The organism is Tatumella sp. JGM130, from assembly GCF_018257525.1.
GTDB lineage: Bacteria > Pseudomonadota > Gammaproteobacteria > Enterobacterales > Enterobacteriaceae > Tatumella > Tatumella punctata.
The window spans coordinates 1-15,462 of record NZ_JAERJS010000049.1 but is presented as its reverse complement, the minus strand read 5'-3'; the positions used below and the strand labels follow the sequence as shown (position 1 = coordinate 15,462).

11 protein-coding genes and 3 pseudogenes are annotated in these 15,462 nt (G+C 45.6%); 6 read left to right on the top strand and 8 right to left on the bottom strand.

Annotated elements, in window-relative coordinates:
• Positions 1–70: 70 nt before the first annotated feature.
• Entirely contained in the window at positions 71–268 is a 198-nt protein-coding gene (locus JK211_RS15825) for a hypothetical protein (protein ID WP_212709585.1), read from the bottom strand.
• A gap of 240 nt (positions 269–508) precedes the next feature.
• Between JK211_RS15825 and JK211_RS15820 the strand changes: the two genes are divergently transcribed.
• Both JK211_RS15820 and JK211_RS15815 read left to right on the top strand, forming a co-directional pair.
• Positions 509–1,105 (top strand): recombinase family protein, encoded by a 597-nt coding sequence (locus JK211_RS15820; protein ID WP_212709584.1) that lies wholly within the window; start codon positions 509–511, stop codon positions 1,103–1,105.
• Between the two features lie 116 nt (positions 1,106–1,221).
• Positions 1,222–2,175, top strand: coding sequence for an Rpn family recombination-promoting nuclease/putative transposase (locus JK211_RS15815; protein WP_212709583.1), 954 nt, complete (start codon positions 1,222–1,224; stop codon positions 2,173–2,175).
• Here the strand turns inward: JK211_RS15815 and JK211_RS15810 are convergent.
• The 4 genes and pseudogenes from JK211_RS15810 to JK211_RS15795 form a co-directional block, all read right to left on the bottom strand.
• A pseudogene (locus JK211_RS15810) lies at positions 2,172–2,752 on the bottom strand (DUF2913 family protein). The gene JK211_RS15815 and the pseudogene JK211_RS15810 sit on opposite strands and share 4 nt — an antisense overlap.
• Before the next feature lie 225 nt (positions 2,753–2,977).
• A complete protein-coding gene (locus tag JK211_RS15805; protein ID WP_249213822.1) occupies positions 2,978–3,469 on the bottom strand; it encodes a hypothetical protein in 492 nt (163 codons plus the stop codon).
• Positions 3,470–3,830: 361 nt separating this feature from the next.
• Complete coding sequence (locus JK211_RS15800; protein ID WP_212709582.1) at positions 3,831–4,133, bottom strand: hypothetical protein; 303 nt, start codon at positions 4,131–4,133, stop codon at positions 3,831–3,833.
• A complete protein-coding gene (locus JK211_RS15795) occupies positions 4,130–4,756 on the bottom strand; it encodes a ParA family plasmid-partitioning AAA ATPase (RefSeq protein ID WP_212709581.1) in 627 nt (208 codons plus the stop codon). Before JK211_RS15795 ends, JK211_RS15800 begins: the two co-directional genes overlap by 4 nt.
• A gap of 309 nt (positions 4,757–5,065) precedes the next feature.
• Here JK211_RS15795 and JK211_RS15790 point away from each other — a divergent pair, with 309 nt between their 5' ends.
• Positions 5,066–6,271: an ISL3 family transposase gene (locus JK211_RS15790; RefSeq protein ID WP_212709580.1), complete on the top strand. Its 1,206-nt coding sequence runs from the start codon at positions 5,066–5,068 to the stop codon at positions 6,269–6,271.
• 64 nt (positions 6,272–6,335) lie between these two features.
• Here the strand turns inward: JK211_RS15790 and JK211_RS15785 are convergent.
• Positions 6,336–6,846, bottom strand: a pseudogene (locus JK211_RS15785) (DUF4113 domain-containing protein); the annotation flags it as partial.
• 9 nt (positions 6,847–6,855) lie between these two features.
• Positions 6,856–7,719 (bottom strand): DMT family transporter, encoded by an 864-nt coding sequence (locus JK211_RS15780; RefSeq protein ID WP_249213823.1) that lies wholly within the window; start codon positions 7,717–7,719, stop codon positions 6,856–6,858.
• 84 nt (positions 7,720–7,803) lie between these two features.
• Here JK211_RS15780 and JK211_RS15775 point away from each other — a divergent pair.
• Positions 7,804–8,978 (top strand): IS3 family transposase gene (locus tag JK211_RS15775; protein WP_212709578.1). Its coding sequence is split into 2 segments (ribosomal slippage): positions 7,804–8,062 and positions 8,062–8,978, totalling 1,176 coding nucleotides; the frame shifts between segments, so codons are not numbered across the junction.
• 308 nt (positions 8,979–9,286) lie between these two features.
• Here the strand turns inward: JK211_RS15775 and JK211_RS15770 are convergent.
• A complete protein-coding gene (locus tag JK211_RS15770; protein WP_212709577.1) occupies positions 9,287–13,597 on the bottom strand; it encodes an autotransporter outer membrane beta-barrel domain-containing protein in 4,311 nt (1,436 codons plus the stop codon).
• Positions 13,598–13,996: 399 nt separating this feature from the next.
• Between JK211_RS15770 and JK211_RS15765 the strand changes: the two are divergent.
• Both JK211_RS15765 and JK211_RS15760 read left to right on the top strand, forming a co-directional pair.
• Positions 13,997–14,692 (top strand): annotated as a pseudogene (locus JK211_RS15765) (IS1 family transposase).
• Between the two features lie 177 nt (positions 14,693–14,869).
• Positions 14,870–15,462, top strand: a 593-nt coding sequence (locus JK211_RS15760) for a BapA prefix-like domain-containing protein (protein ID WP_212709576.1), incomplete at its 3' end; no start/stop codon positions are given.

The following is a 15,462-nucleotide window of genomic DNA, read 5'->3' as shown; positions in this document are numbered from 1 at the left end:
TCAGTTGAACTGCATGACAAAGTCATCGGGTACTACATGACAATAAATCACTATCAATAAATTGGGATCATTACCAGCAGCTAATACCTACTTTCTCCCCGTCGATAAAAATCCATCGAAAGTAATGCTGTCGGAGATTCTTACTAAATCCGTTAAACTGAAACTGCTCATCCCAGCCTAAGAGATCATCAACCCAAGGCTTCATGTATTTTTTATAGATTGCGAAAGTATCAACATTTTCATCAACCGCTTCGCTAGTCACCACCATGTGCTCCTCCCAAGTTAGCCATCAAAGGGGGCTGACGCTCAGTGGAACGAAAACTCACGTTAAGCAATGTTTTCTTCCTCTGAGCGTCAGACCCCTTATAGTTTACTGTGGGTATCATTTTGTACTATCCGAAATAGACCGTTTTCGTACACCCATTGCAGTCCCTGTCCAAAAGATAGTGAAATTAGTTTCGTACATGCGCTATAATTCGTACATCCATTTCGTACAGAAAATTATACAATGTCACGAGTATTTGCTTACTGCCGTGTATCCACACTTGAACAAACAACGGAAAATCAGCGCAGGGAAATTGAAGCTGCCGGTTTTACCGTTAAACCACAGCGCCTGATTGAGGAACAAATCAGCGGGTCTGTGACCGCCAGCGAACGCCCCGGTTTTGCCCGATTACTTGATCGCATGGAAAATGACGATGTACTGATAGTGACCAAGCTTGATCGCCTTGGCCGTGATGCAATGGACGTGCGAAAGACCGTGGAGCAGCTGGCAACGTCCGGTATTCGCGTACACTGCCTTGCGCTGGGTGGCGTGGACCTCACCAGCGCGGCCGGCAAGATGACCATGCAGGTTATTTCAGCGGTAGCAGAGTTTGAGAAAGACCTGCTGATTGAGCGCACACATTCTGGCCTTGCAAGAGCCAGAGCTGCCGGAAAACGGTTTGGCCGGCCACCGGCGCTGAACCCGGACCAGCGGCAGGCAGCGCTTGAACACTTGAAAGCGGGCACCAGTATCAGCGCCGTTGCCCGAGAATTTGGTACCTCGCGACAAACCATCATGCGTCTGCGTGACGATGCGGCCAGCCCGGTGTTACCAGAATAAAGTAGGGGACCGAACCACCCCAGCACCCTGAAGGAATGGCAATTCCGTTCAGCGCCAATGTTAGCTTTTTCTGAGCTGTGATAACATTCTAGGGTCATTTCTCAGAGCCAGGGCTGATGAAGAAGAAAAGCAGCACACCCACACCCCACGATGCCACGTTCAGGCAGTTCCTTACGCAACCAGATATTGCACGGGATTTCATGGAAATCCACCTGCCCGCAGAGCTGCGTGCAGTCTGCGATCTCAGCACACTGAAACTTGAATCAGGCTCGTTCGTTGAGGATGACCTCCGCCAGTATTTCAGCGATGTTCTCTACAGCCTTAAAACGACAGCCGGCGACGGATATATTCATGTTCTGGTCGAACACCAGTCAACGCCGGACAAACATATGGCTTTCCGCCTCATACGCTATGCGGTAGCTGCCATGCAGCGCCATCTGGAGGCAGGGCATAAAAAACTGCCACTGGTAATACCGGTGCTGTTCTATACGGGTAAACGCAGCCCGTACCCGTACTCTACCCGCTGGCTGGATGAATTTGACGATCCCGGGCTGGCAGGCAAACTCTACAGCAGCGCTTTCCCGCTGGTAGACGTTACGGTCATTCCGGATGATGAAATCGCCGAGCATCGCAGTATGGCTGCCCTGACCTTACTGCAGAAACATATTCATCAGCGGGACTTGGCAGAACTGGTTGACCGGCTGGCGCCCATTTTACTGGCCGGCTATCTGTCTTCATCTCAGGTAATATCGCTGGTACACTATATTGTACAGGCAGGCGAATCAGCCGACGCCGAATCCTTTGTACGCGAACTGGCACAGCGTGTGCCGCAACACGGAGACGCACTTATGACCATCGCACAGCAGCTTGAGCAGAAGGGTATTGAGAAAGGCAGGGCAGAAGGCCTTAAGCTCGGCGAACAGCGCGGCATTGAAAAAGGCCGCACCGAAGGCGAGCGTGAAACCACTCTGAAAATTGCCCGTACCATGCTGCAGAACGGCATTGACCGCAGTACCGTCATGAAAATGACCGGTCTGACGGAAGATGACCTGACGCAGATCCACCACTAATCATCCTTTCCTGATACTCCCTGTCCGGTCATCAGCGAATACTGATGGGGCTGGGAGGCATCGTGTGCCGGATCAGCCTGCCAGCCACAGCGGTTAAACAGCGTTACCACGCCCCCAACATTCCCGGTCAGACGCGTCAGCAGCGGATTTATCTGTCGCCCATCGTCGTCAAATGCCGCATCGAGGCTAGTCCGCGAGAGATAAATACCGTTTACGCCGGCATTCAGCGCAACAGCATTCCGGCCAGACCATTCCCGATCGCTCAACAGACGGTAATTCCAGTTCATGTCTTTCGCAGTTTCTAGGGCATACGTCAGCCGGAACAGGAGCGCCAGAGGTAATTCAGCTTGCTGGCCAGCTTCGCGCTGACGCCCAGCTGGCGTCCCTGTTTCAGAAACCACTCGATATCGGGCGCCACATCTCGCGAAAAACGTCGTTGCTTCAGCGCAGTCGCCAGCCAGCGGGTGAGAAAGAGGTTTTCCTGTGCCGGAGAGAGAACACTACCCTCCTGTCTGGCCAGCGCAAGGGCTACAAGGGCGCACCATGCTAGATGGCCCGATTTTTCTGTCAGCGTCACTGAGTGCTCTTTTCCTTCTTTATACTGTCCATAACATTCTGGCGGGTTCCCGACATCACTGTGTTCATTTCAACTTGTTGGCTTTCTCGCTGGCAAGTTCGCATAGCAACCGAATAATACACTCACGCTCTGCGGGCACTTCACGGAATGTGACTGGGTCGAATACTACATGATCAGACTCGACATAACGCAGCCGGTAGTAAATTTCTTCCTTAATCTTGTCTCTTACCTGTGTTTTTTTATCCTTTCATTTTCAACAGTCTTAGCCTTTCCGCTGGAAAAAAACAACCAGATTATCGCAGCGATCAGAGCCATTGCTGGCACGACAAAACGTAGAGCGACAATTAAGAAATCAACATTTGAATTGGTTGAGACCGATGAACTGTCTAGGACAGTCGTTGCGGTACTTAATCCGACGGCATCACCGGTGTCCTGTCTTAGCATCAAACCTCCAATCATTCCCGACAACATACCTACTCCGAGAAGTGATAACAACGGAGCATACATTCTCAAAAGGTTGGGTGAGGCCTTTTCCGGCGCGACAAAGTTTTTTGCCCGTTGGGTCTGATCCTGACGAGTACCAGATATGCCGCCAAAAAATACCCCCAGCCCTCCCGTTCCTAAGCCAAGACCGCCTCCAGTCCCACTGAAATTGCTATGAGTAGTTTCTTTTGCGGTAATCGCCGCCAATGAAATACCTTCTTTAGGATCACGCATTTTCTTGTGATACCGGTGCTGAATTCCTTCGAGGCAGACTGCCGACCAGTGAGGAAGGTGAAAGCCAGTCGTGAGAAAACGTACAGTGAATATTTTTGATCAGTTAAAGCGAGTAAAGAAAATGAGGGTTTCGTTTACTCTTTTTATTGGTACCAGTATGCCTTCCGGCGTTAATAAACCCAGTAATCAAATTAACGTAAACCTGCTCGGTAGATTTGCGAGCGTATAGACCTCAAACATATGGTTACGTTTTTAACGTATGTTTTCGTACATACCTTCTCTCATACTAGCAAGATAACAAGATAACAAGATAACAAGATAACAAGATAACAAGATAACAAGATAACAAGATAACAAGATATTATCTTTGTTTTGTTTCGGATATCAACCGAGATATATCTGATTTTGTTAACATTTTTAGTGCTTCTACCGCCGCCCTGACTATGTCAGATCGATTCACTCTGCCTTTACCAGAAACCATCTCTGCCATTATAAGATCATCAATATCTTTCAGATTCTCATCAAAAAAGGAAATGCTCACTGGTTTTGCTTTGCTTACAACCGTAGTTTTATCTGATGATTTTTGGGCATTATCAATACCAGCCGTGCCACCGTTAATAAATGCTGCCTCGTCACGAGGTGGAATACCTGCTCTATTTCTCACAGAATAACCTCTTTAACTAACGCTTCAATTTCATGTTGTGCTTTATCATTTTGCGTTTCAAAAATTGTCATTGATTCGGCCCACGCGTCTCGATGTGCTTTACGATCACATACTCGGGAGTTCGCCAGATGCATTTCAGGGTAATCCTTAAGTACTCCTGCTGCCTGATTGGCTTCATTGACAAACATGTTTGTGGGCGTCATGTTTAAAACGAGATAACCCCGAACATCCTCATTAAAATCTTTTGCTGCTGTAAAAACGGAGCATGTATGAGGCACAACATCCAAGTCCATCTGAGAAGGACGCAGAGGAGAAATAAACACATCTGCGGCCATCAATCCACTACGCATTTCTGCGCTATCACGGCCTGCACAGTCTGCAATGACAAAGTCATAGGATTTTTCGTGCTCCTTTAACATTGCTTTGATGTTGCCTGTTGCGCCTGTAACCGGAATATGTGGGAGATCTTCAGGACGGTTGTTGTACCAAGTTAGCACTGATTTTTGGTCATCTGCGTCGACGATAATCACGCGATTACCTAATGACATCAGATATGCGGCTATTGATACCGCAAGTGTACTTTTACCCACACCACCTTTTTGACTACCTAATACAATTATCATTATAGCCTCATGTTAAGTTGTTAAGATAACAACTTAACATTGCCACGAGAGCATAATTTTTGCAATTACTTGTTTTGATGTTAACTTAATAGGTTTGTAAATAACTGATTTACAATTAAATTAAGATAACAAGATAACAAGATAACAAGATAACAAGATAACAAAATAACAAGATAACAAGATAACAAGATAGCAAATAGACAAAAAAAGGTTCATCGCACCTTAGCGTGAACTAATAGAAAACGGCGGTAAAAGTGGTTAGTTTTGTATTCGCCAAAACACTAACCAGCCACTTAACCGCCGTCTGCCATGAATGCTAACCTCTCTTCACTTTTCTGGGAAGGTTTCACCGTCGATTCCTTTACCACATGCGCACACGATGCGCTTCTTATTACCCTCCGGCCGGACCCGGACTTTGCACCCGCCTGCCGCCGATGTGGCCAGAACACCTGTGCTGTTCATGATGTTTCCCTGCGCCGGGTTCGTGAACGTGACTTGCTGCACTGGCGCATTACACTTCAGGTTCCCGTCCGCCGTCTGCGATGTGCATCCTGCGGTATCGTTACTGAACGCATATCCTGGTTGCCTGAGCGACAACGTTATACCTCCACCTTAACCGTCTGGGTGGAGTCTCTTACCGGGCTGTTACCCGTTAAGCATGTAGCGCAGTTGACGGGGCTGCACTGGCATACCATCAAGAACATCGACCTCCGCCGATTGCGACGCGAGCTACAAGAGCCTGAGCGTCGTACCCTGCGCCGTCTGATGATGGATGAGTTCGCTCTATTCAAAGGCCATCGTTATGCCACTGTTGTCGTGGATGCAGATACACAGCAGGTGCTGTGGGTTGGTGAAGGTCGAAGCCGGGTGGCCTTCCGTCTGCTCTTTACTTGGCTGGGTCCTGAAGGTTGTGCTGCCATTGAATCTGTGGCAATGGATATGAACACCGCACTGGATCTGGAGGTCAGAGAGCAATGCCCACAGGCAGAAGTGGTGTATGACCTCTTCCACGTCGTGGCAAAGTTCGGTCGTGAGGTTATCGACAGGGTACGGGTCGACCAGGCTAATCAGTTGCGTGACAACAAAAAAGCGCGGCAGGTTATCAAACGCAGCCGCTGGTTACTGTTGCGTAACCCAGAAAATCTGCCGGCAGGACATGAGGTAAAACTGGCAGAACTGCTGGAGGCTAATCAGCCGCTAAATACCGTGTATGTAATGAAAACTGCGCTGAAAGAGATATGGTATGCGCCAGATAAGGCGGCAGCACAAGCACGCTGGAATGAGTGGTATAGACAGTGCGATGAGAGTGGGGTCAGGGCATTAGAGCAGTTCGCTAACAAGCTGAAGAACTACATAAGCGGAATAATCGCCAGTGCGACGCACCGGCTGAATACGAGCATACTTGAAGGAATGAATAACAAGATCAAGGTGCTGAAACGCATGGCATATGGATACCGGGATAACGACTACTTCTTCCTGAAGATAAAAGCAGCGTTCCCCGGTAAAACGCGATGAACCCAAAAAAAGGGGGGGCATGGAAAGATAATAAGATAACAAGATAATAAGATAGCAGAGGTATTCATAATCGAGCTACTGGTAAATCTGTCCATCTGGTGGTGTATGCAGGGGAAAGCATTTCTCGTTTCATTTGCCACTTAGGGGCGATGCCCCGTCCCGCAAACCACACTTTTCCCATACCTGAATGGTTGATACTGTCCACGACCTTCATCAGCTGATTACTGCTGTTTCGGGACTGAGTATCACCGAACAGATTCAGCAGAGAAACCACGCTGTGAGTAAAATCATTGAGCATATAATCCGCTTTTGCATATCGATGTCCATTCACCCAGATCTTATCCGGTTCTTTCACCGCTGCGGCTATGCTGTTTTTGGTACCTTGTGTGGGAGTCATCAGATTTTCACTGTCAATATTCCCGTAATACAGTTCATTGACGGCGAACGGTGACGTTTTCAAAAATATAGCAATATGCCCGCAGAACTGCTGCTCGCCGCGCAGCGGCACGCTCTGCATACTCACAGACAGCCTGACGCATGACTTCATATGTCTTAACTTGCTTACCAAAGGATCGGCAGCGACTCTATTTGGTATTAATTTTTTTTATACTTAGCTGATGTCGGCGTTGTTCTGACCATAGTGTAAATATATCTGAAGATGCGACAATAACTGCGCCTGCCAGTGTGGAAGATACTGGCAAACTCTTCAGGAAAAGGTAACCTGCGATCATCGACCAGACCAGTGTGGTGTAATCGAATGGTGCCAATAGAGAAGCATCCGTATAACGTAGGCTTAGGGTCACCAGAATTTGAGCCATACCCCCAAAAAGCCCGCAGCCGATCAGTAACAGGAGCTGCATTTTGTCCGGAACTCTCCAGCCAAAAGCCCAGCTCGCCAAGCCGATAAAGGTGGTCATCAGTGAAAAATAGAACACGATGGCGCCCGGCTTTTCGATCCCGTTCAGGAAGCGGATCTGTATATTCGAGGTGGCTGTACAAAGTGCTGCGATTAATGCGAACAGTACACCTAATGTTGCTCCGTTATGCAGTCCACGGCTGAACAGGGAGTCTCCCTGACCTAGGCTTGCCGACAGCATCACAATAATTCCCGAGAACCCGACGATCACCGCTACCCAGCGGGAAAGCCGGACATGCTCTTTCAGCAGGATGGCTGCCATAATAACGGTAAACATTGGTGCGGCGTAACTCAGCGCCGTCGCATCGGCCAGCGAAATATAGACTAGCGGCAGATAGTTAAAATACATCCCGCCGGTGCCGGAAAAGCCCCGGATCAGGTGACCGAATATATTGTGGGTTCTGAGGTTTTCCAGAATATTACCCTGCAGTTTCAGCCAAAACAGGAGCGGAAATAAGGCCACAAAGGAACGAAAGAAAATTACTTCACCGGTAGGTACCGAGCCATGCAATCCTTTTACGCAGGCCAGCATTAACGTCGAACTGTAGTGGCACACTAAATTTCGCCACCTGAATAGAGGTGATATCATCGCCTCATAGTCAAAACAGGTGACATTATGACCGGACGTACCAGACGCAATTTCAGCCCCGAGTTTCGCCTCGAAGCGGCTCAGTTAGTTCTCGATCAGCATTACACCGTTGCCGCTGCTGCTACAGCAATGAATGTCGGCAAATCCACGATGGATAAATGGGTTCGACAACTGAAAGAAGAGCGAACGGGTAAATCACCCATAGCTTCACCCATGACACCTGAGCAGATTGAGATACGTGAGTTGAAGAAAAGGCTCCAACGTGTTGAAATGGAAAGGGATATATTAAAAAAGGCTACCGCGCTCTTGATGTCAGACTCCCTGAACAATTCTCATTATTTGAGAAACTCAGGGCGCGGTTTCCTGTTGCCGTTGTGTGCAACGTGTTTGGGGTTCATCGCAGCAGTTATAAATACTGGCGGCAGCCCAGGAAGCCTGACGCCACGAGAGTGGCATTACTGAGCCTTGTGCGTGAAGTTTATCGCGAAAGTAACGGTTCAGCAGGAGCGCGAAGCATTGCCGCAATGGTCACCAACAAAGGTATAAAACTGAGCCGCTGGCGGGCAACAAAGCTGATGAAAGCGCTCAATATTATCAGCTGTCAGCAACCTGGCCATCGTTATAAGAAGGCGTCTAAGGAACATATTGAGATCCCTAATTATCTGGATCGACAGTTTGCTGTTACCGAGCCTAATCAGGCCTGGTGCGGTGATGTGACTTATATCTGGACGGGAAAACGCTGGGCTTATCTAGCTGTTGTACTCGATTTGTTTTCCCGTAAGCCGGTTGGCTGGGCGATGTCATATTTCCCTGATTCCGCACTAACAGGTAAAGCCCTGTCGATGGCCTGGGAAGCACGGGGAAAACCGACTAATTTACTTTATCACTCGGATCAAGGTAGCCACTATACCAGCAGGAATTTCAGACAGTTACTGTGGAGATATCAAATAAAGCAAAGCTTGAGTCGCCGTGGAAATTGTTGGGATAACAGCCCGATAGAACGGTTCTTCAGAAGCTTGAAAACAGAGTGGGTACCGGATAATGGCTACGCGAATTTTAGCGAAGCCAGCACGGCAATAACTAATTACATCACAGGATATTACAGCCAGCTCAGACCTCATCAATATAATGGAGGTTTGACGCCGAATGAATCAGAACGATTGTTCTGGAAAAACTCTAAAGCTGTGGCCAGTTTTTGTTGACCACTACAAAGGAATGCCCTGTGTCGGCTGGATTGAGGAATAGCTGCGCCTGATCCATAATTGAGGGCGGGAAAAAACGTTTAATGGACATAACAGGAGGAGTGACTCATGACAGCCAGCGAAACTTTTAAGGTATCGACGCCTTTTATTATATTGATAATATCTTCTCTGGTTATTCGGTAATCCCCCCAAAAAAGCGTGATATCTTCATCTCACCGAAAATATCACGCCATTTTTATCTTAGCCTATCCTGAACCATATTTTATGGATAGGTTTAGGAAACTGTGTTTCACCCCAATAACAGGCTACTAATAGCTATATTTAACACCTATCATTGCGCTGGTATTTCTATATCCTTTTTCACCCAATTGATTACCGATATTAACCCAAACATTGAGGTTAGGGTTGATTTTGCCCTCGACACCCATTTTTACTTCTCCAGTATTCCGAGCGCCTGCCTGGTTTATACTGGCTCCATCCATTGTTGTACCGAAATTACGAGTATTGTGTAACCAATTAAACTCAATAAAAGGTTCAAATTCCTGAATATTATCTTTATCACCTTTTTGATGACTTTTAAGGTAAGTCCTAACCCCTAGGCGCGTCTGGATATTTCCATTACCATCGCTACTAACCACAGTCCCATTAGACTCTGTATGGTTATGTGCTTTTACACCCATCCACGTCGCTTGTGCCTGTGGCTGGATAAACCACTCATTAAAATTACCTTTACTGCCATAAAACTCACCCATTTTCATGGTATAACCACTCTCAAGAGAAGCAGTGAATCCTTTGGACTTATAGTTCTCATTTGTCAGGCTTTCACCTTTGACATTATTATTAAACCAACTGTACTGTAACCAACTGTCAATATACAGTCCTGATTTATCCTTTTCATTAGCAAACCAAGTTCCGTAGGTACCGACACTGTAACCTCTGATTGATCCTTTAGAATCATAGTTTGTCGTTTTGGAGTGCGTTGAACTATTATTATTACCATAACCAGCCATCAATCCAAGATGGCCACGATCGAGCCCATCCGACGTCCATTGAGCAATGTCACCACCTAATTGAGCGACATAACTGTTACTCTGAGTTTTTAACTGACCTGTACCATCTTTCCAATTACTATGATTACCCACCTGGCGTAACCAAAGACTAGTCACTTTCTTTTCACCTGTCAGTGCATCAATATATTGCGTTTCACCTAGGCGATCATGTAATCGGGTATTAAAGAGGCTGTTTGCTGCGATCAAGTTTTCTATGTAACTCCCCCCTTCAGGACGTACTTCAGGAAGTAGTTTAGGAAGTACTTTAGGAGCATTACCCGGAAAACCTTCATCACCATTATTGACCAAGTACCAGTTATTGCTATTAGCCTCTTTTCCGCGAACTAAACTGTAGTCATAGGCTCCGGCAACAATACGTCCTTCCTGAGTAAACTCACCCGAGGAGTCTCCTCCGACGGATATAAGTTCAATTCCATTGAGTGTTTTATCGCCTACACCTCCGGCATTAGTAACACTGACACCTGTCGTACCTGTAGTATCACCAGTAACTACAAGTTTATCTGTCAGTGAATCATCCTTACCCAGTACAGTGTTAAATAACAGGTGACCATCTTGCCCATCATAGTTCCCATTGACAATTAACGTTGCACCGGCAACAGCATTACCACTCAGATCCTTATGACCAAGAACGACAGTACCACTGTTGATAAGATTGCCAACACTATAATCCGTTATCACTGTGTCTGATGATGTAGAGTCAGATTCATCCTGCCCAAGGTAAAGTAGTCCCTGGTTATTGACTGTTCCTGTCCCTAGCCCCTGAGATGACAGCATCCTAACAGTACCATCTGAAGCTATCGTTGTATCTGCCGTCATTGATGTATTATCACCGCTGACCGTCAGTTGGCCTCCGGTAACATTCAGGTTTCCGTCACCAGACATCGTACCGGCAATGACCCCATTATTAATTGTCAGATTTCCGCTATTAAACTTAATTTCGCTGCCAGACTCGGTGTTAATATTTTGTAAGGTCTGTGAGTAGCCATTAAGGTCCAAATGACTATCATCAGCCAGATTAAGCAATCTAGTCATCCCTAATACATCATTATTTCCCAGTTTCAGACCTCCGGATGTTACCCACGTAGCGCCGGTATAGGTGTTTTCACTGTTCGATAAAGAAACATCGCTATCAGTATCAATGCGTAGGTCACCACTACCTGTCACTTTTGCACTCAAATCTGCTGCATTACTGGTATTACCCTCAGCGTTCAGTGTTAGGGCATTACTACCGGTTGTCAGTAGTTCGACCTCTTTAAGTCCATAATTAACATACAAGCCGTCCTGATCATCACCATTGGTAAGGCGATAATCGTATTTTCCTTTCGCGACAGTTTCACCATTTTGGGTAATATTATTATAAGAGGCATCAGAAATGACATCACCATTCTCATCCAGCAAAGTCAGATTCCCCCCATTACCTGTCACCATTCCATTACTTGCCACAAGCTGTACCAGAATACCCTCATCATCTTGCTGCAATAATGGAAGGGATGTATCAGCAGAGTGATCAATGTTTTCGAAATCATCTCCTTTAGTGATCTGAATATTACCTGCTCCAGTCAGGTTCAGTTCATTGTCAACCAGAATAGTATTATCTACTGTTTTAGTGCCTGGTGATACATTACCAAATACAAGTTTGCCACCATCAAAGCCAAGTCCACCAATATTTTGCTGGCCATTTCCAACAGTCGTTGTGTTTCCTCCGCCTACGACTAATATTGCGCTAGTCAAAGCTGTCGTATTGTCATCGCTTAGGTTGAAGGTATTGTTTTTTAATAAAACCGTTCCAGAAAAATGACTCCCGACATCATGCCCGAAATTAAACTCCCCACCATTGTTACTGGCTACCAGTTCACCATCACCAGTTAATAGGTTTTCAAAATCAAATGAGCTATCTGTATCGACATTCAGTTTTCCGGCAGAAGCAATATTGATGTCACCACTGCCAAAATTTGTGTGACTGGTAGTCACATCATTATCAGATGTTGCGATACCAAGAATATTCCAAGTACCAGTATAACCACTGTTATTGTTATCACCGACAATCGTGGCGTCCCCTGACACCGTTGTCGTACCCCTGCCTGTCAAGGTATTCGTAAAATCTGAACCATCGGTATAAGCAAGATCAAGTCCTAAGGAATTACTATTCAACCCAGTATTAATGGCTACACTGCCAGTACCCAAAGCGTCATGGTTAGTGATGGATAACAAACCACCGCTAATCACCGTCCCGCCATCATAGCCAGAAGCACTGCTCAATGTTGTATGGCCTGACTGCTGTTCAACACTGCCTGAACCATTAATTGGTACATCAAACAGATATCCCACAGTACCTACTGTAGGCGTTTTAGTGTTATTGAAAATAACCTTGTTATCGCCATCACCCGACATAGTGATACTGTCAGCACTGATATCTGTAGGGGCACCATACTTAGAATCACCAATATAGAGATTGACAGCCCCATCTGAGACACTCGTCAGATTAATATCTTTAGATGCCTTCACCTTAGTTGAGTGCCCAAAAATTACATCTGTAGTATTCCCGCTAGCTGTTGAGGATATGTTAACCCCTCCTTGAGTCGTGACTCCTGTCCCAGTAGCATTGATTAGCTGAAGCCCTGTATTGCCAACATTCTGACCAATGACGTTAATGTTACCAGCAACATTAACTAAGGTTGAATAAATACCTGCCAAAGTACTGACAGCATTAATGTCTGATAGCTTCACATTATTAGTGAGGGTCATGTCTCCGCCAACAGTAATCCCAGACGACTTTTCATTACCTGTGAGGAGCAATGATCCTCCTGTAGTATCCAGATAGAGGTTTCCCCCGACCGTTAAACTAGAGTTACCATTAATATTAATCGTTCCACTACTACCGTTAACCACGGTCATATCATTCACAACATTAATATCTGAGCCTAGCTCAGAGCCACCGGGAGAGATGAACCATAGATTGTTATTGTTAGCTCGCAAATCAATACTGTCTGCAATCAGCTTCGCAGTAGAGTCTGATGAGCCGAACATCCAGAGTTTGAAAGCCGTGGAATTATCAGATGTTTTGAGTGCTCTAACTGAGAGCGTTCCTGCGCTACCGCCCTGTTGTTGGTTGGTTAAACCACCGGCCTGAGCGCCACCAATTTGTAATAATGAATTATTTCCTGTGATCAGGTCACCGGAATTGGTCGCTGTTAATGAACCGCCATTAATCCATAAGCTGGTGTCAGCAGGAGTAGAGGTGGACATGTTGAGTGTTGTGTTCCCGGAGTTAGCCACGGTCACATCAGCTCCAGAGTTGACTTGCACTACGGCAGTACCAGTCCACTGCATACCATCCTTAATATCTGTTGAAGAATTTATGTCAGTATAACCATTGATATCTAATGCATGTGCGTTCGTAGCGACCAGTAGCATTGCTGATGCAATTTGGCCAGCACTACGTGCAGTTTTCTTACGGAAAGAGAGCTTCTTACGTCCGCTTCCAAGTTCGGAAACAACTGTCCAGATCATCAAAGAATGGTTCCAAACTACTTTATAAATCCTATTCATGATTCAGTTCCTGAAATTCATCATTTAAAATAAACGTTCTGAAACGGGCTTTACTGGCAAACACTAAGCATTTATCTTAGCCTTACAATAAGTGAAATTCCGGCTTAGAAGGTGGGTATGCGAAAATCAACTTACATGCACTATAGGTAGGTTAAACTCTAGTTTGATAAATTAATTAATACAATTTCTACACTTAGTAATATACATATTGAACTTAATATTCGGAGCTGATAGGTGGGTAAATGAATGCAACCAATTGAAATAATTAAAAAATATAATTAAATTGTAAAAAAATTTATTTACAAATAAAAATCGTGATTCTTGGTAATGCTAGTGTAAGTATCGGTAACGCTACCAACTTATTGATGTAGTGTATGATGTTGTTTTTGAATTACTTTTTTGGCTTCCATTTCTGTGCGTTATCCTGCTTGTACTGGGACTAAAGGCGCTGTCCTTAACGTAAAAAGTACTGCCGGTCATCAGCGCTATCTCTGCAAACAGTGTCGTAAAGTATGGCAACTCACTTTTACCTATACCGCCACCCAGCCCGGTATACACCAAAAATCATTGATATAGCCATGAATGGCGTTGGATGCCGAGCCAGTGTACGCATTATCGGTATTGGTCTGAGCACTATTTTCAGACATTAAAAAACTCAGGCCCCGCTCAGTAACCTCGCGGATACAATCGGGCAGTGATGTGATTGTCTGCGCAGACGTGGACGAACAGTGGGGTTACGTCGGCTCTAAATCACGCCAGCGTTGGTTGTTTCACGCCAACGACAGGCTACGCAGGCGCGTTGTCGCGCACGTTTTTGGTGAGCGGACGATGGCAACCCTGGAGCAGCTTCTGACGCTACTGTCGCCTTTTGAGGTAGTGGTCTGGATGACGGATGGCTGGCTGTTGTATGAGTCACGTCTGAAGGGAAAGTTTCACGTTATCAGCAAGCGTTACACACAAAGAATTGAGCGGCATAACCTGAATCTCAGGCAGCATCTGGCAAGGCTGGGAAGAAAGTCCCTGTCGTTTTCAAAGTCAGTTGAACTGCATGACAAAGTCATCGGGTACTACATGACAATAAATCATTATCAATAAATTGGAGCCACCACCTAAAATAGTATGGAAATCTAATTATTAGGTCATAAGTGACTATGTTGGTTATTCTATATGTTAATTATTAAAAATAATCACTTAGCACCAGTTTCTCGAGTGGTCGTCGATGAATTATTGAGCGTTAAGTCCCTCATATCATGATAAAGGTACATATAAGACATGACTAAAGCTATAGTAATACTTAAGGATACTGGTGAAAAATTTGTTTTTAACACATCAAATATCACTTTATCAGCACAAAGTACCGTACTTCTTCACTTAAACCCTGAACAGATATCATCGAGCAGTCGTCAGGGAGATGATCTTATAATTGTTACCGTTACAGGTGACCACATCACTATAAAAAACTTCTACGTTAGTGCGCACGGAGGTGGGCATAGCAATCTGGTTCTTGAGGATAATCATGGAGTTTTATGGTGGCTAGATAATAGCGCAAATAACACTCACTTTTCCCAAGTGGTTAGTATAGATGCTATCCCTTCTACTATAGATTCAGTCTCTTCTGATGTAGCACTAATAGCTGGTGCTACATTACTGGGAGTTGGGGCAATGTTATTAGGTGACAGCCACCACCATTCTGATAATGATCATGTTGATTCTTCCCTGCAATCAGAACCATCCGTGTCCGCAAGTGATATTCATATTTTTGATATGAATGGAAAAAATATCGTAAACAAAACCAGTAACGATGCCACGCCGATCCTGAAAGGGACCGCGGGAGCGGGCGACACCGTGTCTATCTTGGATAACGG

Bases quoted from the DNA above. Each gene is read 5' to 3' on its own strand.
- JK211_RS15825 (WP_212709585.1), bottom strand. From the start codon at position 268: ATGGTGGTGACTAGCGAAGCGGTTGATGAAAATGTTGATACTTTCGCA.
- JK211_RS15820 (WP_212709584.1), top strand. From the start codon at position 509: ATGTCACGAGTATTTGCTTACTGCCGTGTATCCACACTTGAACAAACA.
- JK211_RS15815 (WP_212709583.1), top strand. From the start codon at position 1,222: ATGAAGAAGAAAAGCAGCACACCCACACCCCACGATGCCACGTTCAGG.
- JK211_RS15805 (WP_249213822.1), bottom strand. From the start codon at position 3,469: ATGCGTGATCCTAAAGAAGGTATTTCATTGGCGGCGATTACCGCAAAA.
- JK211_RS15795 (WP_212709581.1), bottom strand. From the start codon at position 4,756: ATGATAATTGTATTAGGTAGTCAAAAAGGTGGTGTGGGTAAAAGTACA.
- JK211_RS15790 (WP_212709580.1), top strand. From the start codon at position 5,066: ATGAATGCTAACCTCTCTTCACTTTTCTGGGAAGGTTTCACCGTCGAT.
- JK211_RS15780 (WP_249213823.1), bottom strand. From the start codon at position 7,719: ATGCTGGCCTGCGTAAAAGGATTGCATGGCTCGGTACCTACCGGTGAA.
- JK211_RS15770 (WP_212709577.1), bottom strand. From the start codon at position 13,597: ATGAATAGGATTTATAAAGTAGTTTGGAACCATTCTTTGATGATCTGG.